This window comes from Providencia sp. PROV048 (assembly GCF_033688165.1).
Lineage (GTDB): Bacteria > Pseudomonadota > Gammaproteobacteria > Enterobacterales > Enterobacteriaceae > Providencia > Providencia hangzhouensis.
Genome location: NZ_CP096360.1, coordinates 1294613 through 1317091, shown reverse-complemented (window position 1 = coordinate 1317091; position 22479 = coordinate 1294613). Strand labels below are relative to the sequence as shown.

Genomic DNA, 22479 nt, shown 5'->3' with positions numbered 1-22479 from the left:
GGGCAATACAACCAATGGAGTGAATATGAGCGTACTACGTTCGTTATTAACTGCTGGGGTGCTGGCAACAGGCTTATTATGGGCAACAGCCGCATCCGCAACCCCACAAATGGCCCAAGAAAATGCAGAAGGCCGTTGGGTTGTCACGCAGCAACGCAGCGCTGACAAAGCCTGCTTAGACTGCCATAAACCTGACCAAGAAGGCATGCATGGCACTCACGCAGAAGTGGTTAACCCTAACAATAATTTACCCGTGACTTGTACCAACTGCCACGGTAACCCAGGGCCTGATCACCGTGAAGGTGTCAAAGATGTCATGCGCTTTAACAACCCAATGTATACCGTTGAGCAACAAAACAGTGTCTGTCTATCATGTCACTTACCGGAGCAGCTGCAAAAAGCGTTCTGGCCTCATGATGTTCACGTCACCAAAGTAGCCTGCGCGAGTTGCCATGACCTTCATCCGAAACAAGATACGATGAAGGTGCTGACTGATAAGGGCAAAGTAAAAATATGTGTCGACTGCCACTCAGATCAACGCAATAACCCTGATTTCAACCCAGCAGCGGTGAAATTGCGTAAGGAGCAGCCATGAGTTGTTCTCGTCGTCAATTCATTATCTACTCAGGAGCACTGGCGGCGGTAGGAGGAGTTGCTAGCCATGCGCTAGCTAACACCATGAAAATAGATGGCGTTCGCTACGGCATGGTGCACGATGAAAATCTGTGCATCGGCTGTACGGCGTGTATGGATGCATGCCGAGAGGTTAACCAAGTCCCAGAAAGTGTTTCGCGGTTAACTATCATCCGTAGTGAGCCTATTGGCCAGTTTCCTGATGTTAAATACCGTTTTTTTCGCCACTCCTGTCAACATTGTGAAAGTGCACCTTGTGTCGATGTTTGCCCTACTGGTGCCTCTTTTATTGATAAAACGACAGGGATTGTTGATGTCAACCCTGACTTATGTGTCGGCTGCCAATACTGTATTGCTGCCTGCCCTTATCGCGTCAGGTTTATTCACCCCATCAATAAAACCGCGGATAAATGTGATTTCTGCCGTAAAACGAATCTAAAAAAGGGCAAGCAGCCGGCTTGCGTCGAATCTTGCCCGACCAAAGCATTAACCTTTGGTAATTTAGATGACCCTAAGAGCGATATTTCGTTGATGCTAAAAGAAAAACCGACTTATCGATTCAAAATTGCACTCGGTACTCACCCCAAAATGTATCGGGTTCCGTTCAAATATGGGGAGGTTAGCCAATGACAACAGCTTCTGCTTTCCATTTTGAATCCTTAGTGTGGGACTGGCCCATTGCGGTTTACTTATTCTTAATTGGTATTTCGGCTGGGCTTGTGGTACTTGCGGTACTTATGCGCCAGTATTATCCCACTTCGGCTGACAGTGATAGCACTCTCATGCGCACAACACTGATTTTAGCTCCGACGACGATCATCTTTGGGTTATTGATCTTAATTCTCCACTTGACGCGTCCATGGACGTTCTGGAAATTAATGTTTCATTACAGCCCGACCTCAGTTATGTCGATGGGTGTGATGTTATTCCAAGTGTATATGGCAGTGCTTGTTATTTGGCTAGCTAAAATCTATGAAAAAGAACTCATTGTTTTACAGCAAAAATGGCTGCCCAAATTTACCATCATCCCAAGAGTATTAACCCTGCTAAATCGTGCGATGCGTTCTCTGGATATTGTAATGCTAGTCTTGGCTGTTTTGCTTGGGGCTTATACCGGATTTTTACTTTCAGCATTAAAATCTTATCCATTCTTAAACAATCCATTATTACCAGCTTTATTCCTATTTTCAGGAATATCTTCAGGTATTGCGGTATCACTCATAGCAATCGCATTGCGCTACCGCAAAAATATTCATAACGGCGAAACCGCATTTTTGCACCGTATCGAAAGCTTTGTTATTTGGTTGGAGATATTCCTATTAGCGGCCTTTTTTGTCGGGTTAGCTTTAGGAGACGATGGGAAAATCCGTTCATTAATTGCTGCATTAGGCGGTGGTTTCTGGACTTGGTGGTTTTGGATTGGTGTTGTCGGGTTTGGTTTTATTATTCCACTTCTATTCAAGAAATGGATGGACAAAGGACAAGGCGCAGCAAGAGTATTAATTATCAGTGGTGCAAGCTTACTGGGTGTCTTCTGCTTACGCTTCTTTGTGTTATACGCAGGGCAGTTGACCGTCGCATAACTCACTAAATAATAAGGGTAATCATTGGAACTCATACTCCCAGAAATTGGCTTTCTCTGCCTTGCATTGGCACTGTGTATTGCCTGTTTTCAAGTATCATTCGGAGTTATTGGTTTCTTCCGCCATATTCCGAGGCAAATGCCTCGGAATATTCTTTGGACCTACTTACAATTTCTTTTCTTGCTCGTTGCTTATATTTGTTTAACTATCAGTTTTATTCAAAGTGACTTTTCGGTCGTATATGTGGCGCAACATAGCCATCGGCTATCGCCGCTATATATTAAAATTGCGGCAGTATGGGGAGGCCATGAAGGGTCAATATTTCTTTGGCTGCTGTTTATCTCAGCTTGGAGTTGTCTATTTGCATGGCGTTATCGCCAGCAAACTCATCTCGTGTTTCCTCTCACACTAACGCTTCTTGCCATTATCAGTGCGGCATTATTACTGTTTATCGTATTTTATTCTGACCCCTTTGTTCGCATTTTTCCTCCCGCTATTGAAGGGAGAGATCTCAACCCAATGCTGCAACATTGGGGATTAATATTACATCCCCCTCTACTTTATTTAGGCTATAGCGGGTTAATGGTCGTAACCGCCTTAGCGCTTGCATCTACACTTTGCGGGCAATTTAACCAAACTATCGCCGGGCTCTGTTGGCGCTTTGTCGTTCCTAGTTGGTGCATACTCACTTTGGGTATCACTCTTGGGTCATGGTGGGCATACAGTGAACTTGGTTGGGGTGGTTGGTGGTTTTGGGACCCTGTTGAAAATGCGTCATTATTGCCATGGCTAAGTGCAACTGCCCTATTTCATAGCTTAACAGTCTCACGCAAAACTGGGCACTATCGCCACTGGTCTATATTGCTGGCAATTCTTACGTTTATTTTATCTTTATTAGGCACATTAATTGTACGCTCAGGGATTTTAATGTCTGTCCATGCGTTTGCTTTGGATAACGTTAGGGCTGCTCCCCTCTTTTTATTGTTCAGTTTTCTGAGTTTCGGGGCTTTATGTATATATGGTTGGAAAGCTAAAAATATCGATAATTTACCAACTAATATGAATCGCCGTCAGCTTTACTTATTACTCACTTTAATCCTATTTTCTACTGTATTATTTATTGTTCTGACGGGCACGCTTTACCCTATGATTTACACGCTATTTGGTTGGGGGAAAATATCGGTTGGGGCACCTTATTTTAACCAAGCGTTATTACCATTTGGTATTTTAATGCTAATCATAATGGCTGTGAGTGCCATTTATCCTCTTAGTAAAACTCGCATTAAACCCCAATGGCGTATTCTTTTAATTCTACTTCTCAGTGTGTTATTAAGCTTCTTTCTTTGGTCTAAAGGACTTGTTATCGCCCTTTCTTGTGGCTTTTTATTTGCAATTTTACTTATCTTTTGGCTACGTCCTATCGATGCTATTCGGCAACATTTCCCTTCCCTTATCGCTCATACAGGAGTTGTAATTTTTGCTGCTGGTATTGCCTTGTCAATTGGTAGCCACCACGAAACGAGTGTTAATCTTTCTGTTGGGCAATCTATTTCACTCGCCGGTTATCAATTCCAATTCAACGAACTGCAACTTGAAGCTAAATCTAATTACACGACCGAAAAGGCTATTATACAAATTAGCAAAGCTGGCCAGCCATTACACCAGTTAATCACCGAGCGCCGCCTTTATACCGCTCGCCAGCAATTAATGATTGAACCTGGTATATATTGGGGATGGTTACGCAATTGGTATGCGGTATTAGGTGAGAAAACAGGAACAAATAGCTACGCGATACGCCTTTACGTGCAAGATGGCATTCAATGGATTTGGGGCGGTGCGTTTGTTATGTGTTTTGGCCTATTAATAAGCTGGGTAAAAGGGAGAATAAAAAATGCTTAGAATCCTATTAGCACTATTTTTCCTATTTTTCTCTTTTATATCCAATGCTCAAATCGTTGATGTGTGGGAATTTAATTCCATTGAAGAACAAGAGTATTCTTTGCAGATCGCCTCACAGTTACGTTGCCCGCAATGCCAAAACCAAAATTTACTCGAATCCAATGCCCCCACAGCAGTAAGTATGCGCCACCAAGTTTTTAAAATGGTTGCAGAAGGAAAAGATAAAGCGCAAATCATGCGCTATATGACCGAACGATATGGTGATTTCGTGCTGTATAACCCACCGCTAACGATTGGAACTGCCCTGCTTTGGGGATTGCCTGCTATTGCTCTGATTGGCATTTTTTATTTCATTTTCAAATTTACTCGGTCACAAAAACAGCAACTTATAGAGAACAATTTTAGCCATCGACAAATATCCGAGCAATTATTACCCCCAGATATAACAACACCCTCGACTATCCTGCAATGGCATTTTAATAAATTACTTGCCATATTAATTGTGTTGGTTGTTATTGGTTACTTCTTCTCACCTCGATTTGAATTAGCTTATCAGGAATATCAACGTATATCCGATCCACTGCTCTCATTCACACCATTGCAGCAAGAACAAAAGGATTTATTACGCTTACAAAATGATATTCGTCAATCGCCTAAAAATAGTGAGCTTTGGGCTATACTGGGTGAATATTATCTTTATCAAAACAGTTATGATAATGCGTTGATTGCTTATCAAAGAGCACTAAAATATGGCGGGGAAAATGCTCAAATATACTCTGCTATTGCAACCGTTTTATATTACCAAGCAGGTCAACAGCAAACCGAAGATGTCAGAGCGGTAATTAACAAAGCATTAAGCCTTGATAATCAAGAAATTACCGCATTAATGCTAGTTGCTTCTGATGCCTTTATGAATGCAAATTATGAGCAAGCGATTGATATTTGGCAAAAGTTATTAGATAGTAATAGCTCTCGTATTAATCGCTCTCAGCTCATTGAAGCTATTCATATGGCAAAAATAATGAAGAATAAAAAATAATAATCTTATCTTTATTATTAATTTTATTACGCCAGGGATTAATACATACTAAATTATCACAGTAGTGATAAAATATTCTTTTATGAATGTCTATTTATTTAAATGTGTAATTTTTCGTTTCTTATTGATTACCATTGTGTCCCCCCTATATTACTTCAAATAATCTTATGTTAGATTGGCAACAGTAAATTATCCCAAATGTAATCCAAGTATACCTCCGTAAGTGAAATTATCAATTAAAATTTAGCTTATGGTGATAAATTTTATTTACTTTTATATTATGGCATTCATTGGGAGGTTCAAAAATAATAACATAAGAAATAAACACTATGAAAAATAAAATATTTTCATTTTTAGTTATTGGCCTAATTGCAGGCGCGTCCTTTATAGGAGGCGTTGTAAGTAACTATACACCTGATTTAGACATTGTAGAAAAATCTCAAAAAGCGGTTGAAGATTTTTTAGCATTTCCCAAAACAGCTGAGTATAAAAATGTTAAATATCATGAGATAAGAGAAACCTTAGACCATGGTATGCTAGGCTATGTATGCGGTGAAGTACTTATTTTTACTAGCCAAAATTCATATTCATTTAAACGTTTTGTGGTCAAAACTTATCTTCATAATGATGGCCGTAATGTTGTTTCCATTCCATTAATCGATAGAGATGATAAAGAATTTCCTGATAATGACTTTAATGTTATTTGGAATAAGTATTGTAATAATTAAGTAAATATAAAACCCAATTGTTTAAATAAGATATTTCCGAGCCCTTTAAAATTTCATTAATATATCAAAGGGCTCAAATTAAATATTACATAAAAAACTATATTCTCTTTAGATATCTGTCATTCCGTAAATCAATCCTTTAATGATGATTACATTTTATCGTGGAGACTCTGTACTAACAGAGCATCTAGGCAAAATGCGATCAATTCAGACTATCTCCTTTTGAGCTATCCCTCATATAGAATTATTTTTCAATAGTAATTCATCCCTGCTTGATATAAAGTCTCAGCCTTTTTTCAAAATAGTTACTCTTGGAGGCGAAATGTTTATCGGTTTTGATTACGGTACATCTAACTGCGCTATTGCGGTCATGAAGAACGGGATCCCCACATTATTACCATTAGAAGGCGATAACGTTTATATCCCATCAACCTTATGCGCACCGACAAGAGAATCAGTCTCTGAGCATTTATTTCGCCATTGTAAAATCGCTCCCTCGAATGAAATCGGGCAGCAAATTTTAAAAAGATCTATCGCATTTAACCGTGATGAAGGGATCGATTTAATGCCTGAAGACATCGTATTTGGGCAAGCCGCTTTAGATTTATATTTAAGTGATCCTAGAGATGTATATTATGTGAAGTCCCCTAAATCATTTTTGGGAGCATCTGGCTTACATGAGACTCAAATTAGTTTTTTTGAAGACCTTGTCTGCGCCATGATGAAAAATATAAAGAATACCTCAGAAAATAATTTACAACAGATTATTGATGATACTGTGATTGGACGCCCTATTAACTTTCATGGTCGTGGAGGGGAACTCTCGAACCAACAAGCAGAATCAATACTCTATCGCGCGGCAAAACGCGCAGGATTTAATCATATTACTTTTCAATTCGAACCCGTAGCCGCAGGGCTTGAATATGAATCAACATTAAATAAAGACCAGATTATCCTAGTCGTTGATATTGGTGGTGGAACAACGGATTGTTCATTAATCCAAATGGGGCCCACTTATAGAAATGCACAAGACAGAACACAATCCTTACTTGCTCATAGTGGACAACGGGTGGGTGGAAATGACCTTGATATTTACCTTGCATTAAAACAATTGATGCCGCTTTTTGGGATGGAAAGCCAATCTTTATCAGGCATTAAAATGCCATTCCTGCAATTTTGGAACCCTATTGCTATCAATAATGTTGAAGCACAAAAAGAGTTTTATTCAAGACAAAACTTGGCAGCGTTAACACGCTTAAAACAAGATGCAAAAGAACCTCAAATAATATCTCGATTACTAGAAGTTTATAATGAAACATTAGGTTATAGCTTAGTACGTAAAGCTGAAGAAGCTAAAATTGCTTTATCAGACGCCTCAAGCTATTTAGCACAAATTAAATTAATTTCTGAAAAATTAGAAGTGAATATTCCCCATGAACAAATGGTGGAATCAATTGAATCACCAAAAAGTAAAATGATTGAATTGGTTAAAGAAGCAGTCAACCAAGGCGGGGTCAAACCTGATGCTATTTACGTTACAGGTGGGAGTGCTCGCTCCCCAATATTACACCAAGCTATTAGCCAAGAATTACCTAATATTCCGATAGTACGTGGGGATGATTTTGGTTCCGTTACTGCAGGGTTAACGCGTTGGGCTGAGACTTGTTTTAAATAAGCGACAGAAACACTAATAGCGCAGAATAAATAAGATTCATATTTAGACTGCGCTATTGGTACAAAATATTATTTCTTAACTTTATGAACAATATCAAAGTACTTATCTTTATTATCTTGCTCTGGATAAATACGATATGTGTATTCTTCTGGGGTTACTGTGACATTTTCAACAACACGAGTAAACAAGACTTTACCCTCGTCATCTTTCGCTGTTAATGAGCGAGTTTTGCCATTTTCATCAAATGACCAGTCACCTTTCATTTTAGGTTTTCCATCAAACGTGGTCATATTAAATGTACCGTCTGGATAATACTCAGCTAAACCAAAAAAGTTAGCGACTTGTTTATCATCTGCATTAACTTCTTTTTTATCTTGATCTAAAGCTTCTGTCGTTGTCCATACTTTGCCTACCATAATTTCTTCGTAAGCATTTAATTTATGTTCCGCATTCTGTGATTGGCTTGCTGCTGGAGTTGTAGCTGCTTGAACAGCAAATGACATAGTAGATACAACAGCAAAGAGTGTAGGTACTAATAATTTTTTCATTTTTATCCTCTAATAAATTAACTCAAACAACAATTTGATTAAGTTAAGATTAGCGATATAAAACCAATTTTGAAAATTATATTACGTTTATTTACAAGATAATATCTTATTACAATTAGTAAATACTATTTTACAATAAAAAATATATCGAAAATTCATGAGTTTTAAAATTAATACTCTTAATTTTAGCTATCAAGCAATTTATTAATCAACCAGTACCCCGCTTTTCCGGGTGGATTATTCTTAGACCAAACTAAATCCACATCAATTTTACGTGGCCATAAATCATAATTAATACTCACTAAACGGTTATGTCCAAATTGCTTAACTAACCATGTTGGTAATATTGCCCACCCAGCCCCTTGTTCTGCCATTTCTAATAATAATAAATAATTAGGTGCAAACCAGTTCTTTTCACTATTAATAATAATTTGGCTGCTACTGCTTAGCCGTAATTGACGAGTCATCGTTAAATGTTGATAAGTTATTTTTTTCTCTTTAGCTAATGGATGACTATCTAATACATATAAACCTAATTCACCTTGAATAGGTAAACGAGAAAAAGAAATATCCGCAGGATATTCTGTACGGGACTCCATCATACCAACATGGGCTTGTTGGTTCTGGATCATTTCGATAACAGCATTATTTTCTGCAATTAAAAACTCAAACTCAAGATGCGGAAATTGCCTATCTAATGTTGTTACAATATGCTCAGCATGAGGTGGCTGATAGGTATCTGAAAAAGCACAACTTAACCTAGGCTCAATATCAGGGAGCAACTCAACTCTAAGCGCTTGAAGACGCTCATCTGCTGATAAAATATCCTCAACTAAGCTCAAAACTTTTCTACCTGCAAAAGTCAATGTTGATTCACGCCCCTGCCTATCAAATAACGTAAACCCCAAATCGTCTTCAAAACCACTGATCGTCGTACTGACAGTTGATTGGCTTTTATTTAATTTACGTGCCGCAGCAGAGAATGACTTTAAGGATGCCGCCTCCACAAAGGTACGCAATGTTTCTATAGAATAGTTCATAAGGTATCGTTTTTTTCGATGGCTGCCATTTTGTATATATATAAAAAATAGCAAATAATTGCACCCGATTTTTACCTAAAAATTAATTTTCTATATCTTTGAGGTAGTTATGAGCAAGTATACAAAAACATTAACTGAGCGAATTTTTCATGCAGTTTCATTTGAGGTCATCGCAATTGCGATAACTGCACCGGTCAGTGCATGGCTTTTAGGACGCTCAATTTTCCAAATGGGAACAGTGGCTATTGTCTTATCGACGCTGGCAATGCTATTAAACTTATTTTATAACATGGCCTTTGACCGTTATTGGCCTTTATCCAAGGGGTCTCGCCCAGCCAAAGTGCGTGTTTTTCATGCTGTTGGTTTTGAATTAAGCTTTGTGATCACGGGTGTCCCAATGCTGGCGTTTTTACTTCAAATGTCATTCTTAGATGCATTCTTACTTGAAATCGGCTTTTTTGTCTTTTTCTTATTTTATACTTATGCGTTTAATCTTGGATATGACCTTTTACGTGTCCGTTGGTTTGCAAATAGAGAGAACGCTGTAAGTATCTCTGAAGCGGTAGCTAAACGCTCTTAATTTTACTCTTAATAAATATTCGAACACCGTGTTGCTTATCTTCACGGTGTTCTTTGTATATTAAAACCCCTATAAACACGCCGAAATAATCCTCTTTTTTTTGCAAAAAATAAAATAGAGAATGATATTTAACTAATTTATCACACAATTAACCTCATTAAGGCTTGGCTACTCACCAAGCCTTTTTACTTATAAATAATATTTCATTAAAAATCAAAATATTAACAAATTATAATATGCACCCACCAAAGTTGATAATAACTATCATTTGCAATTGATAATTATTAACATATAATTCGAATCGTTATTTTACCTTATGAGTCATAACTCAAACATAACTACTTAATACCTGAATTGGTCTCCCCTCTTTAGGTTCAACGAGAAAGAATATTGAGGTTTTATGATGAGTCGAAAATTAATCACTTTTATGCTATCCATAACACTTCATGTTCTTGTTATTGGGTACTTAACCTATGTTACGGCTCAATCATTATCCTTAAAAAACCAAGCACAACAGGATGCGCCTATTATATCGATCGCATTGACTCAAGCTGTCAACGTTGCAGAACCTGAAGAGCTCCCCCTTCCTATAGACACACCTAGTGAGGTAAAAATTGCTTCCAGCCCAATAGTTGAACACGCCGTCATTGTTGCGCCTAAAAAGCAAAAAAAGGTGATCAAAACCCCAAAAGAACCTGTGAAGCCCAAAGAACTCACTAAAAGAACTGAAAACGCTCACAAATCAGCTAATACAGAAATTAAAAATGATTTGCCAATCGCACAACAACAAAAGGCTGGAGCCCTTGTATCGTCTCAATCCGCAGGAATAAAAGGCCCCAAAAACCAACATGCGACTAGTGATACTAATAGCCAATTAATTAATGCTTACCGTGAAAAACTACGCCAAGAAGTTGAGCGAAACAAGCAATACCCTCGCCGCGCAAAAAAAATGAAAAACCGTGGTATCGCAACTATTCAATTTCAATTAAGCCAAACCGGAGAAATTAGTTTAATTCGCTTAGCAAGCAGTTCAGGAAATGATTTATTAGATCAAGCCGCTTTACTTGCAGTACAAAAAAGCCGCTCTGTCGGTAAGCCACCAGCAGGTTTTGCTCAATCTATCACTCTCAATATTGAATTTAATTAACCAACACTGATAATAACAATTATTTTCAATAAAAAAGTACACCTTAATTGGATATTAGATGTTCACTTTACAGTTAGTTATTCTGTATTTATTTTTCATTCCAAAAAATAATAATAAATTTTATTGTTTTTTCAGAGCAATCAATGATCCTAGAGAAATTTATTATTATTTTCCAACTATATGACTAAAAGTCTTCTCCCTATTTTCCAAAAATAGCCTTACCGAGAGAAATATTTTCTCTACAAAACTCAATATTAACATTTCTAAATTTTTAGACGCGAGTAATAAAAATAAAACCTATTTTTATTCATAACGTTATAATGATATCAATTATCATTAATATTTATTTATTATAAAAAGGTTACCAGTTTTGCAAATATAACTTCGTTGATATGGCGCAAAAAAAACTAAATATGTCAGAGTAAGATAGCCCTGAATAACACTATATTTAATATGGTCATAAAGGCTAATATCAATGAATACAAAAAATAAATTATTAAATAGCCCTATCTCAAGGCGCAATGTCGTGAAATCTGGCGCTGCAGGCGGTTTATTTGCTGCAGTAGGCGGTTTATCACTTACTTTCAATGCAAAAGCAATCGATAACACTCAAAACTCAACATCCGCTGAAGAAAAAGCCGTTTGGAGCTCATGTACCGTTAACTGTGGTAGCCGTTGCCTATTACGTCTCCATGTTCGTGACGATGAAGTATATTGGGTTGAATCTGATACCACGGGAGAAGATGAATATGGCAATCATCAAGTAAGAGCTTGCCTGCGTGGCCGCTCAATCCGTAGAAGAATGAACCACCCAGATAGATTAAAGTACCCAATGAAACGTGTGGGTAAACGTGGTGAAGGCAAATTTGTCCGAATTTCATGGGAAGAGGCCCTAGATACCGTTGGTAATAGTTTGCGCGATATTTTGCAAAATTACGGCAATGAAGCGGTGCATGTTCTCTATGGCACTGGCGTTGATGGCGGTAATATCACCAATTCGAATGTTCCCTATCGTTTAATGAATTCATGTGGTGGTTTCCTGAGCCGCTATGGCAGTTATAGTACTGCGCAAATTCGTGCGGGTATGAATTATCTGTATGGTTCTCAAGAAGCCAATAGCCCCGACGATATCGCAAATACAAAACTAGTTGTGATGTTTGGTAATAACCCAGCCGAAACTCGTATGAGTGGTGGAGGTGTGACTTATTATGTCGAACAAGCACGTGAGCGTTCGAATGCGCGCATGATAGTTATTGACCCTCGTTATAATGACACAGCTTCTGGTAGAGAAGATGAATGGTTACCTATTCGCCCTGGTACTGATGGCGCACTTGCAGCTGCATTAGCTTATGTGATTATCACTGAGGATATGGTAGACCAAGAGTTTGTGGATAAATACTGTATTGGCTATGACGAAAAAACCTTACCGGCTTCTGCTCCTCAAAACGGTCACTATAAGGCCTATATTTTAGGCCAAGGTGCTGATGGTGTGGCTAAAACACCACAGTGGGCCGCTAAAATTACAGGTATTCCAGCAGATAAAATCATTAAGTTAGCTCGTGAAATAGGCCAAGCGAAACCCGCTTATATTGTTCAAGGTTGGGGCCCTCAACGTCATTCAAATGGTGAACAAACCGTTCGAGCAATTGCCATGTTAGCCATTATCACAGGTAATGTTGGTATCAGTGGCGGAAATTCAGGCTGTCGTGAAGGCACCTATGATTCAGGTGTTGAATGGTTCCCAATGCTCGATAACCCAGTCAAAACACAAATTTCCGTTTTCACATGGACTGATGCGATTGAACGCGGCACAGAAATGACCGCCATTCACGATGGCATCAAAGGGAAAGATAAATTAGATGTTCCCATTAAGTTCTTATGGTGCTATGCCAGTAACACATTGATAAATCAGCACAGTGATATCGCCCGTACCCATGAAATTTTGCAAGATGACAGCAAATGCGAAATGATTGTTGGTATCGACCATTTCATGACGGCATCAGCAAAATATTGCGATATTTTATTACCTGATTTAATGCCTACCGAGCAAGAAGACCTTATTCCTAGCGAGTCTGCAGGAAACATGTCTTACATGATCTTAGGCCAACCAGCGACTAGCGCTAAATTTGAGCGTAAACCCATCTATGAAATTTTGTCGGAAATTGCTAAACGCTTAGGCCCTGATGTCGAACAGAAATTCACCGAAGGCCGCAGCCAGCACGAATGGGTTAAATATTTATGTGAAAAAAGTCGCGAACGCTACCCTGATATGCCAACTTATGAAGAAATGAAAACCGTGGGTATTTTCAAGCACAAATGCCCAGATGAGCATGTCATTGGATTTAAAGCCTTCCGAGATAACCCTCAAGCTAATCCACTGAAAACGCCTTCAGGAAAAATAGAAATTTACTCTGAAAGCCTAGCTGAGATAGCGAAAACATGGCAATTAGCACCAGATGATGTGATTGATCCGTTACCAATTTACACAGAAGGCTTTGAAAGCCATACCGATAGCCTTAATAAAAAATACCCATTACAAATGACAGGGTTTCATTATAAAGCCAGAACACACTCAAGTTATGGCAACATTGATATCTTAAAACAAGCCTGCCGCCAAGAAATATGGATTAACCCAATAGATGCCAAAGCGCGTGGTATTAATCAGGGTGATATGGTCAAAGTTTTCAATGACCGAGGTGAAGTTCATATTCCAGCTAAAGTGACTCCGCGGATCATGCCTGGGGTGACGGCTATGGGCCAAGGGGCTTGGTTAGATGCCGATATGTTTGGCAAAAAAGTAGACCAAGGCGGGTGTATTAATGTCCTCACAACTCAACGCCCTTCACCGCTTGCTAAGGGAAACCCTCAGCATACTAACTTAGTTGAAATTGCAAAACTATAAGGAGCCCGGTATGTCACAACAATATGGTTTTTATATTGATACACAACGTTGTACGGGCTGCAAAACGTGTGAACTCGCCTGTAAAGATTTTAAAAACTTATCCGCTGATGTTCATTTTCGTCGTATTTATGAATATGCAGGCGGCGACTGGACAGAGCAAGATGGCGCATGGCATCAAAATGTATTTTCTTATTACCTCTCTATTTCATGCAACCATTGTGAAGACCCTGCTTGCGTTAAAGTTTGCCCAAGTGGCGCAATGCATAAACGTGAAGATGGCTTTGTCGTTGTTGACGAAAGTGTCTGTATTGGTTGCCGTTATTGCCATATGGCATGTCCTTATAGTGCACCGCAGTTTGATGCAGTCAAAGGGCATATGACTAAATGTGATGGCTGCTATGAACGTGTGGCTGAAGGCAAAAAAACCATTTGTGTTGAGTCTTGCCCGCTACGTGCATTAGATTTTGGGCCCATTGAAGAGTTACGTGAGAAATACGGAACAATCAATGAAATAGCACCGCTACCAGCAGCACATTATACCAAACCCAATATTGTATTAAATCTCAATGCAAATTGCCGTCCTGTGGGCGACACCACAGGTTATTTAGCTAATCCGGAGGAAGTTTAAAATGGGCGCAGGCTTACATGAATATCCGTTAATCTTCTTCACCGTTATAGGTCAAAGTGTTGCTGGCGCATTTATTCTCATGGCTCTGGTATTGTTAATGAAACCCATGCAAGAACAGCATCATAAAATAGTGATGAGCATGTTTGGTTTATGGGTGTTAATGGGAGTTGGCTTTTTACTCTCCATGCTACATATGGGCTCACCGATGCGTGCCTTTAATTCGATGATACGTGTTGGGCATTCAGCGCTCAGTAACGAAATAGTCAGTGGCTCAATATTCTTTGCCTTAGGTGGGATATATTGGTTATTGTCATTATTAAAGAAGATGCCCAAGTCTGTCGGCAATATTTGGTTAATCGTCACTATCATTTGTGCGGCAATATTTATTTATGCCATATCTCGCGTTTACCAAATTGATACCGTCCCAACTTGGTTTAATCACTATGGTAGTTTGCAATTTATCCTAACCAGCTTTATTGCAGGGCCTGTTCTTGCCGCATTTTTATTGCGTATAGCAAGTTATGATATCAATAACATCCGCTTTTTTATATTAATCAGTATTGTTGCGGTTATTGCGAGCAGTATTTTGGTAACGGCACAAGGATTTGAATTAGGCTCTATCCAAAGTTCAGTACAAAAAGCATCAGAGCTTGTTCCAGATTATGCCTCACTGATGGGATGGCGTACTGTTTGCTTAACATTGGGGCTAGCTTTCTGGATTTACCCGCATGTTAAAATGAAAAACCCTTCAATTATTGGGCTACTAGTCGCCGTATTATTGGTGATTTTTGGTGAATTGATTGGTAGAGGCATTTTCTACGGGCTGCATATGACGGTGGGTATGGCTGTTGCAGGCTAACGACTAATTCATTGTTTTTTTACGATGATAAGAAGGTTAATGACTTTCTTATCATCGACAACAATCTCATGTTTCGCTACGATCACACCAAAGAGTCATCATCAACATAGCAATGTGGACAAATATGGAACAAAAATTATTGGCAGATTTTTCGCTTTGCGCGCAAACTTTAGGGGCATTATTTTATTATGACCCTTCTGATGCACGCGTAAATAAGTTAATTGATTTATTTACGACGAGCGAATGGTTAGCTGAATGGCCATTTACTCAGGATTATGATTGCCAACGTATTGATAAACTCTTTCAAGATAGTCTTTCTGAATCAGAAACATTACAAGAAGCCTATCAGCGCTTATTTATAGGCCCTTATGCATTACCAGCACCACCTTGGGGTTCTGTTTATCTTGATAAAGAAAATGTTATTTTTGGTATTTCGACACTTGAGTTAAGAGCATGGCTCCGTAATAACCAAATCAATATTGAATTAAACCAAAAAGAGCCAGAAGATCATGTAGGGTTATTATTTCTTCTCACCGCCTGGGTGATTGAAAATAAACCAGAACTACTACGCGAATTGCTAGAATTACATTTTCTACCTTGGGTCTATCGCTATTTAGAGAAAATGCAATTGCAAAGCGGGAATGCATTTTATGAAGCCTCCGCACTATTGGCCACTGAAACTTTAAGACATATCCAACAAGCCGCTAAATTAAATCCAGCGAATAAAGAGCTTTGTCTTTAGTTTTATATCGTTCAAATAACCGTTTCGTGAAGTAAAAGCCCTCTAAATAATCTCATTATTTAGAGGGCTTGAATATATTATTGGTACTTTCTTGGGATGTGATTAGTGCCACTGAGGAATTAAAATACGTTGATAATCGCCTAATTACTGTATTTGCGATAAAGCAGAACCGACGTCAGCAAGTAAATCATCAATATCTTCACAGCCCAGTGAGAAACGCAATAACCCATCCGTTACGCCTTGCAGTAATCTCTCTTCTTCAGGGATACAAGCATGGGACATCATTTTAGGGTAGGAAATAATTGATTCAATTCCCCCTAAACTGACTGCAACGAGTGGAATACGAACCGCGTCTAAAAATCGTTTTACATTGTCATAGCTACCCAAATCAAAGGAAACCACCATTCCGCCATTTTTAGATTGCTGCATATGAATGATATGATTTGGGTGCGAAGCTAACCCAGGATAAAAAACGTGTTGTACTTTTGGATGCTCATTCAGATATTCTGCAAGCTTTTGCGCATTTTCACTGGCTCGTTCAACCCGCATTGCCATTGATTTTAAACCTCGCATTGTCAGCCAGCTGTCAAATGGTGCAGCAATACTGCCAATAGCAACTGCAGACTTATGTAACCACCTCGCATATTCAGGGTTATTCGTTGCTACCGTCCCCAAGATCACATCACTATGGCCATTAATAAATTTAGTTGCGCTATTAATAGAAAAATCAATTCCAAGAGAAATAACATCTGATAACAACGGCGTCATAAAGGTATTGTCACAGATAGTAATAATATTATGCTGCTGCGCAATCCCAATAACAGATTTTAAATCCGTCACTTGTAACGTTGGATTAGATGGCGTTTCAATATAAAACGCTTTGGTGTTTTCCATTATTGCTTGCTGATAATTCATTGGATTAGTCGCATCAACAAATGTGACTGAAATACCGTAGCGTGGCAAAAATTCAGTCATTAATTGGAAAGAGCCACCATATATATTTTTGCAGGCAACAATATGGTCGCCCTGACTAAAATTAAGCAATACGGCACTTATTGCTGCCATTCCTGAGGAAAAAACTTCAGCAAATTTTGCATTTTCAATCGCGCAAATAGCCTCACTTAATGCATCTCTCGTTGGATTGGAAAAACGAGAATAAATATGGTCGTAACTTTCCTCAATATTGGCTTGTGAAAATGTGGATGATTGATATAACGGGATAGAAGAACTTCCGGTATATTTATCTGTCATGGGATATCCATGAATAACCTTGGTATTAATTTTCATAATAAAATCGCATTATCAGAAGTCTATTTTAATTGTTGCTATATTGATTTCAGAATAAGCAAAAATAACAAGAGCACCATCAGTGTAAATATCACGACCTAAATATTCTGAATGATTATTTAGTTTTGCTAGTGGTGCTACTCCTTGAAATAAATCTATTTTATTTATTGCAGCTAATTTTGCCTAATCTTTATTCACTTTATTAATATGTGAAACCTAAATACAGATAAACCATCAGCGCAAACGCGGCCGTGACTGTTGCATAAGGCATTTGGGTACGAATATGCTCAATATGGTCACAATCTGTTGCCATAGAAGCCACAATTGCATCACTGGAAATTGGTGATGTCATGTCTCCGTAAATTGAACCTGCAATGGCTGCACCAATCATATATTCAACAGGCATTCCGACTGAAAGTCCTAATTGCACACCAATTGGGATCATAATGGCAAATGTTCCCCACGATGTTCCTGTTGCTAATGACATCACCGCACTAATTAAGAAGATAAAGCCTATTGAGAAAGCTGGCGAAATAACACCCGAGGTGATTTCTGCTATATAGGCACCGGTATTTAAATCTGAAGAAACGGTTCCCATTAAAAAAGCGAGGATCATCACCGAGCTAATTTTTACCATGCTGGCATAGCCGATATATAATTCTTTAAAGAAAGTCTCAATATTAAGTACACGACGTGCTAAGAACCACACAAAAGAGACTAAAGTTCCAAACATGACTCCCCAATATACCGATGTTGAACCGCTACCTTTACTAAAATCGCCATTACCGGTGATATAAAGCGCAACAGGTACCATTAATACCGTTGATAAAATTGGGATAAAGAAATTAAGAGAAGTATGGCAATTAGGGTGCTCAATAATATCTTCATCATCCTGCTCAGCTTCTTCCGCGGATAATAAAGTTAAAGCCTGCTGCTCTGCGCGTAAATCCGCCTTTTTCATTGGCCCCCAAGAAACATTGGAGAAAATATAAAACAGCACTGAAGCGAGGGAAAACCACGCCATGATATTAAATACCATAGAGCCAGCTAAAATTTCAAAAGGCTCTCCAGTAATTAAACCTTTAGATATTTGTACGCCAATAACCCCCATCATTGCCGCTCCCCAGCCGTTAATCATGGCTGATGAACACACTGATACACAGGAAGTCTGCACAATGTAGGACATTTTTTCTGGCGAAACTCCGTATTTCTTCGCTAATGTTTTTGTTGATGCTCCAGCAATTAATTGGTTAATAGAGCTTTCAATAAAAATTAATGATGTAATAATCATCGCCATTAATTGAACAGCTTTTTTATTTTTAATTAACTTTGTTTTATTTGTTAATAATTTAACCAATGAACGCACACCACCAGTAACAACGACGAGCCGCATAATACCGCCAATCATTACCATAAATAGAATTGTTTTTGTGTTTCCCGGTGATGCAAACGTATTAATAATGCCATCGAGCGTTCCGTTTATACCTAATAATATATTGTGATCATATATAACGGTAAAACCAACTAATATCCCCAGTAATAATGATAATATAACTTGTCGTGTAAAAATGGCTAAAAGTATCGTCACCATTGGCGTGACAATGGTCCAAATCCCATAATCATTCATTAGATGCTCTCTTATTATATTTTATTTTGATTTTAATAAATTAAGATAGTGCGTTTTCTAAATCATTTAATAAGTCTGTGATATCTTCAATACCTACGGATAAACGTAATGTGGAGTCAAATACTTGGATACTTTCTCTTTCTTCTTTTGTCATCGACCCATGTGACATGGTTGCCGAATGATTCACCATACTTTCAACACCCCCCAATGATTCCGCTAAAACAAAATATTTAACTTTAGATAAAAAGGCTTTGGTGTCTTCAATATCCCCTGCTAATTTAATCGTCACAACCGCTCCTCCTGTACGCATTTGTTTTTTGCATAATTCATATTGAGGATGCGAAGGTAATCCAGGGTAATAAACCTGCTCAACTTTCGGGTGTGTTGATAAATATTTCGCAACTTGTGCGGCATTACTGCATTGTGCTGCCATACGTAATGCTAATGTTTTTAATCCACGTAAAGCAAGGTAGGCGTCAAAAGGAGAAGCAATTGCTCCGAGGGTGGTTTTTAGAAAATCAAGGCGGCTGGCTAAGTCTTCTCTTTGGGTGATCACCGCACCACCAATTAAATCGGAATGGCCGCCAATATATTTACTTGCCGATAACATCACTAAATCGGCACCTAATTCTAATGGTTTTTGGTTCCAAGGTGTTGCAAATGTATTATCAACACAAGTTAAAATATTATGCTCTTTGGCAAGTGAACAAATAGCATTAATATCAACTAATTCTAATAATGGATTAGTTGGGCTTTCAATCCAAATTAAGCGTGTGTTATCTTTTATTTTTGTTTTAACTTCATCAAGATTATTCAAATCAACATAGTCTATTTGGTGACCGCTGTTAATGGTTGAAACTCGTTCAAATAACCGAAAAGTTCCTCCATAAACACCCTTCATTGCAATAATATGTGAATCTTTTGGTAATAAATTTAAAACTAAACTTGAAGCAGCCACACCGGATGCAGTCGCTGTTGCATAGCTTCCACATTCAATTTCAGCTAATAAGGTTTCATATGCATAACGTGTTGGGTTGCTGCAACGTGAATAACAATATTCACCATGCTCTGTTAAGCTTTGTTGAACGAAAGTACTGGCTGTTGTAATAGCAGGAAAAATAGCATGATTAACAGTATCTTGCTGCTTTCCACCATGAATTAAAATTGTAGCAATATTCTTAGTCATTATCTAAAACCCAATATAGTAAAGTAAAAATGATATCTTTATATTTGTTGCTAAAAGAAATATGCCACAGGGAAATAGAAAATTTTTTCTAAAAATTGGTGCCTTTTTTCAAATTAAGAGAAAATTTTTCTATTCAAGAATAAATGGCCTTTAAATTCATGCTGTTGGTTAAGTTTTGATAAATGAGCTAGCCGTCACAATATCATTATTTTGTTTATTCTTCACAATCAATTACCCAGTAAAAACCACATAAACCACTAAAATAAAACAATAAATGTTCTATGCAAGTTAAATTTTTCATCACGTAATGTAATTATTTGGTAGGTATTTTGTCGTTAATTTAACATACACCTTAGTATTTACGCCTAATTGGCTTCTTTTCATACTGCATAACAGCCATATAAGAGAAACTTATTCTCTTTCACATTATTTCTTGCAATGAACTATATCGCTTAGAAGACAGAAAAAGTCGATGAATAAAAATACAATTAATACGCCAAAGAGTGACTATCAAGCAATAATATGCTCAAAGGCTATTTATAAGAAAAGCACAGAGACTAAATTTGACTAAGTTGTTTTTAATTTAATCACTCTGATTTTTTTGTTTAAAAAAACACAGTTAAATATTACAAACTATGAAAAATAAATTGCTATCGTTATTTAAATTATTAGAAAAACGTATAACCACTATATATTTTATAAATTATTCTAATCACACTCTCTTAAAAAATCTCAATTTAGCCTAATACAGAATTTTTCATTAGAAACTCAAACTTGCTCGAACAATATCAGCAATGTATTCCATATTATATATCCCTATAAAATTACTCTCTAAATGGGTTTGTATTTTTAGTGAATAATCATCTTGTATACAAATTATTTATTATGATACAGTCAAAAAATACCTATGATTCAACTATCAAGTATTGGTACTTCTTATATCCTTTACTGTGGTACGACTCACTAGAGCATAAAAATTTATGGTATTTATTTCCCATAATACAAACAGTGAAAATCAAAAAAAAATCGCAATTATTATTAGCAAATTTTAACACTGCCTTTTTCTTTTGTTTTTTTACCTTTAATGAAAGCAGCGTTTAATTTAGTGAAAATCTGAATCAGATAAACTTAACTTAATATACACCCTATTTTGATATCACCTAAAATTAAATTTACCACAATAAAAACAACTTAATTTTGTAGTAAATACAATATAAGGAAACAACCATGAATAATAACTTTTTAGCGCATGAAGACAGTATGCTTAAGCTACTTGAAAAAGTAGTCAATATCGAATCAGGCTCTTATGACAAAGAAGGTGTAGATAACCACGCTGCTGTCTGGTGTGAAAAATATCGCGAAATGGGGTTCGAAGTCGAAATCATTGAAAATGAATCACTCGGCAATAATTATCGAATTTATCACCCTTCAATAAAGGCTGATATATTAATTTTATTGCATTTAGATACCGTTTTTCCTAAAGGCACCGTTGCTGAACGTCCTTTTAGCATTGAAGGTGATCGAGCTTATGGCCCTGGCGTGATTGATATGAAAGGCAGCCATGTCATGGTATATCAAGTCATGAAGCAACTTTATGATAATCAAGATATTCGCTACAAAAATATTGAGATTATCCTCAATTGTGATGAAGAAATTGGTTCTATTTCATCTCGCGGTGTCATCGAACAATGTGCACTAGGAAAGCGCTACGCACTTGTGATGGAGCCTGCTCGTGCCAATGGCGCTATAGTGAGCGCTCGCCGCGGTGTTGGAACTTATGTATTAAATATTGAAGGAAAAGCCTCTCATTCAGGTATTGCCCCCGAAGCAGGCATTAGTGCAATTCAGGAATTATCATATAAAATCCAAATGTTACACGCACTCTCTGCTCATGATAAAGGCCTATCCGTTAACGTTGGCCTAATTTCTGGTGGAACCTCTGTGAATACTGTAGCTCCGAATGCCAGAGCAGAAATCGATGTCCGTATTTCGTCTGAAGAACAGGGTATTGAGATCGATAAAAAAGTCAGGGAAGTATGTAGTACACCAGTATTAGACGGCATCAAACTCACCTTAACAGGCGGAATTAATCGCCCACCTATGGCTAAAACGGATGAAAGCACCGTTCTTATCAACATCATTAAAGAAGAAGCTGCGCAACTAAACATTGATTTACTTGATGTTTCGACGGGTGGTGGCTCTGATGCCTCTTTTACTGCAGGTGTCGGAACGGCCACTGTAGATGGGTTAGGCCCGATTGGTGGATACCAGCACAGTGATAAAGAATACTTAGAAATACCGTCACTCACAGAACGTGCACAGTTATTTTTCAATATATTACAACGCATTACACAATAAATAATAATCCAATAGGAA

The 22479-nt window shown here is 37.8% G+C and carries 19 protein-coding genes; 14 read left to right on the top strand and 5 right to left on the bottom strand.

Annotated elements, in window-relative coordinates:
• Positions 1-25: 25 nt before the first annotated feature.
• The 7 genes from nrfB to yegD all read left to right on the top strand — a co-directional run bounded on the left by nrfB (position 26) and on the right by yegD (position 7557).
• Entirely contained in the window at positions 26-595 is a 570-nt protein-coding gene (nrfB, locus tag M1F26_RS05600; RefSeq protein ID WP_004262246.1) for a cytochrome c nitrite reductase pentaheme subunit, read from the top strand.
• The gene (nrfC, locus tag M1F26_RS05595) at positions 592-1263 is read left to right on the top strand and encodes a cytochrome c nitrite reductase Fe-S protein (RefSeq protein ID WP_140171098.1); all 672 of its coding nucleotides are present in this window, start codon (positions 592-594) and stop codon (positions 1261-1263) included. Before nrfB ends, nrfC begins: the two co-directional genes overlap by 4 nt.
• On the top strand, positions 1260-2216 hold the full coding sequence (gene nrfD / locus M1F26_RS05590) for a cytochrome c nitrite reductase subunit NrfD (RefSeq protein ID WP_140171100.1): 957 nt from the start codon (positions 1260-1262) through the stop codon (positions 2214-2216). Before nrfC ends, nrfD begins: the two co-directional genes overlap by 4 nt.
• 24 nt (positions 2217-2240) lie before the next feature.
• Entirely contained in the window at positions 2241-4115 is a 1875-nt protein-coding gene (locus M1F26_RS05585) for a heme lyase CcmF/NrfE family subunit (protein WP_140171102.1), read from the top strand.
• Entirely contained in the window at positions 4108-5154 is a 1047-nt protein-coding gene (nrfF, locus tag M1F26_RS05580; RefSeq protein WP_140171103.1) for a heme lyase NrfEFG subunit NrfF, read from the top strand. The genes M1F26_RS05585 and nrfF overlap by 8 nt, the downstream gene beginning before the upstream one ends.
• Positions 5155-5483: 329 nt before the next feature.
• Positions 5484-5882 carry a hypothetical protein gene (locus M1F26_RS05575; protein WP_004262270.1) on the top strand — a complete coding sequence of 133 codons (399 nt, stop codon included), beginning with the start codon at positions 5484-5486 and terminating at the stop codon, positions 5880-5882.
• Positions 5883-6204: 322 nt separating this feature from the next.
• The gene (gene yegD, locus M1F26_RS05570; RefSeq protein WP_140171105.1) at positions 6205-7557 is read left to right on the top strand and encodes a molecular chaperone; all 1353 of its coding nucleotides are present in this window, start codon (positions 6205-6207) and stop codon (positions 7555-7557) included.
• Positions 7558-7625: 68 nt separating this feature from the next.
• On the opposite strand, the gene M1F26_RS05565 is transcribed toward yegD, so the two are convergent.
• Together M1F26_RS05565 and M1F26_RS05560 are read right to left on the bottom strand one after the other, a co-directional pair.
• Entirely contained in the window at positions 7626-8105 is a 480-nt protein-coding gene (locus M1F26_RS05565; protein ID WP_004262272.1) for a DUF4822 domain-containing protein, read from the bottom strand.
• 185 nt (positions 8106-8290) lie between these two features.
• A complete protein-coding gene (locus M1F26_RS05560) occupies positions 8291-9145 on the bottom strand; it encodes a LysR family transcriptional regulator (RefSeq protein WP_094961327.1) in 855 nt (284 codons plus the stop codon).
• A gap of 109 nt (positions 9146-9254) precedes the next feature.
• Between M1F26_RS05560 and M1F26_RS05555 the strand changes: the two genes are divergently transcribed.
• From M1F26_RS05555 to dmsD, 6 genes are all read left to right on the top strand, one after another.
• A complete protein-coding gene (locus M1F26_RS05555) occupies positions 9255-9725 on the top strand; it encodes a multidrug/biocide efflux PACE transporter (protein WP_140171106.1) in 471 nt (156 codons plus the stop codon).
• A gap of 400 nt (positions 9726-10125) precedes the next feature.
• Positions 10126-10872: an energy transducer TonB gene (locus M1F26_RS05550; RefSeq protein WP_140171108.1), complete on the top strand. Its 747-nt coding sequence runs from the start codon at positions 10126-10128 to the stop codon at positions 10870-10872.
• Positions 10873-11347: 475 nt separating this feature from the next.
• Positions 11348-13774: a selenate/tellurate reductase subunit YnfF gene (gene ynfF, locus M1F26_RS05545; RefSeq protein ID WP_233618396.1), complete on the top strand. Its 2427-nt coding sequence runs from the start codon at positions 11348-11350 to the stop codon at positions 13772-13774.
• Positions 13775-13784: 10 nt separating this feature from the next.
• Entirely contained in the window at positions 13785-14402 is a 618-nt protein-coding gene (locus M1F26_RS05540; RefSeq protein WP_140171111.1) for a DMSO/selenate family reductase complex B subunit, read from the top strand.
• Between the two features lies 1 nt (position 14403).
• Entirely contained in the window at positions 14404-15261 is an 858-nt protein-coding gene (locus M1F26_RS05535; RefSeq protein ID WP_094961322.1) for a DmsC/YnfH family molybdoenzyme membrane anchor subunit, read from the top strand.
• A gap of 124 nt (positions 15262-15385) precedes the next feature.
• A complete protein-coding gene (dmsD, locus tag M1F26_RS05530) occupies positions 15386-16003 on the top strand; it encodes a Tat proofreading chaperone DmsD (RefSeq protein ID WP_165879228.1) in 618 nt (205 codons plus the stop codon).
• A 144-nt stretch (positions 16004-16147) separates the two neighbouring features.
• Here dmsD and M1F26_RS05525 read toward each other — a convergent pair whose 3' ends face one another.
• The 3 genes from M1F26_RS05525 to M1F26_RS05515 all read right to left on the bottom strand — a co-directional run bounded on the left by M1F26_RS05525 (position 16148) and on the right by M1F26_RS05515 (position 20103).
• Positions 16148-17254, bottom strand: a complete 1107-nt coding sequence (locus tag M1F26_RS05525; protein WP_200129252.1) for a trans-sulfuration enzyme family protein — start codon at positions 17252-17254, stop codon at positions 16148-16150.
• A 238-nt stretch (positions 17255-17492) separates the two neighbouring features.
• Positions 17493-18917: a Na+/H+ antiporter NhaC family protein gene (locus M1F26_RS05520; RefSeq protein ID WP_140171116.1), complete on the bottom strand. Its 1425-nt coding sequence runs from the start codon at positions 18915-18917 to the stop codon at positions 17493-17495.
• A gap of 40 nt (positions 18918-18957) precedes the next feature.
• Positions 18958-20103: a trans-sulfuration enzyme family protein gene (locus M1F26_RS05515; RefSeq protein WP_140171117.1), complete on the bottom strand. Its 1146-nt coding sequence runs from the start codon at positions 20101-20103 to the stop codon at positions 18958-18960.
• Between the two features lie 1227 nt (positions 20104-21330).
• Here M1F26_RS05515 and M1F26_RS05510 point away from each other — a divergent pair.
• A complete protein-coding gene (locus M1F26_RS05510) occupies positions 21331-22461 on the top strand; it encodes a M20 family metallopeptidase (RefSeq protein ID WP_140171119.1) in 1131 nt (376 codons plus the stop codon).
• Positions 22462-22479 lie beyond the last annotated feature (18 nt).

Bases quoted from the DNA above. Each gene is read 5' to 3' on its own strand.
- M1F26_RS05555 (WP_140171106.1), top strand. From the start codon at position 9,255: ATGAGCAAGTATACAAAAACATTAACTGAGCGAATTTTTCATGCAGTT.
- M1F26_RS05520 (WP_140171116.1), bottom strand. From the start codon at position 18,917: ATGAATGATTATGGGATTTGGACCATTGTCACGCCAATGGTGACGATA.
- M1F26_RS05525 (WP_200129252.1), bottom strand. From the start codon at position 17,254: ATGACAGATAAATATACCGGAAGTTCTTCTATCCCGTTATATCAATCA.
- nrfB (WP_004262246.1), top strand. From the start codon at position 26: ATGAGCGTACTACGTTCGTTATTAACTGCTGGGGTGCTGGCAACAGGC.
- M1F26_RS05535 (WP_094961322.1), top strand. From the start codon at position 14,404: ATGGGCGCAGGCTTACATGAATATCCGTTAATCTTCTTCACCGTTATA.
- M1F26_RS05565 (WP_004262272.1), bottom strand. From the start codon at position 8,105: ATGAAAAAATTATTAGTACCTACACTCTTTGCTGTTGTATCTACTATG.
- M1F26_RS05560 (WP_094961327.1), bottom strand. From the start codon at position 9,145: ATGAACTATTCTATAGAAACATTGCGTACCTTTGTGGAGGCGGCATCC.
- dmsD (WP_165879228.1), top strand. From the start codon at position 15,386: ATGGAACAAAAATTATTGGCAGATTTTTCGCTTTGCGCGCAAACTTTA.
- M1F26_RS05550 (WP_140171108.1), top strand. From the start codon at position 10,126: ATGATGAGTCGAAAATTAATCACTTTTATGCTATCCATAACACTTCAT.
- nrfC (WP_140171098.1), top strand. From the start codon at position 592: ATGAGTTGTTCTCGTCGTCAATTCATTATCTACTCAGGAGCACTGGCG.
- yegD (WP_140171105.1), top strand. From the start codon at position 6,205: ATGTTTATCGGTTTTGATTACGGTACATCTAACTGCGCTATTGCGGTC.
- M1F26_RS05575 (WP_004262270.1), top strand. From the start codon at position 5,484: ATGAAAAATAAAATATTTTCATTTTTAGTTATTGGCCTAATTGCAGGC.
- M1F26_RS05515 (WP_140171117.1), bottom strand. From the start codon at position 20,103: ATGACTAAGAATATTGCTACAATTTTAATTCATGGTGGAAAGCAGCAA.
- nrfD (WP_140171100.1), top strand. From the start codon at position 1,260: ATGACAACAGCTTCTGCTTTCCATTTTGAATCCTTAGTGTGGGACTGG.
- M1F26_RS05540 (WP_140171111.1), top strand. From the start codon at position 13,785: ATGTCACAACAATATGGTTTTTATATTGATACACAACGTTGTACGGGC.
- nrfF (WP_140171103.1), top strand. From the start codon at position 4,108: ATGCTTAGAATCCTATTAGCACTATTTTTCCTATTTTTCTCTTTTATA.
- ynfF (WP_233618396.1), top strand. From the start codon at position 11,348: ATGAATACAAAAAATAAATTATTAAATAGCCCTATCTCAAGGCGCAAT.
- M1F26_RS05510 (WP_140171119.1), top strand. From the start codon at position 21,331: ATGAATAATAACTTTTTAGCGCATGAAGACAGTATGCTTAAGCTACTT.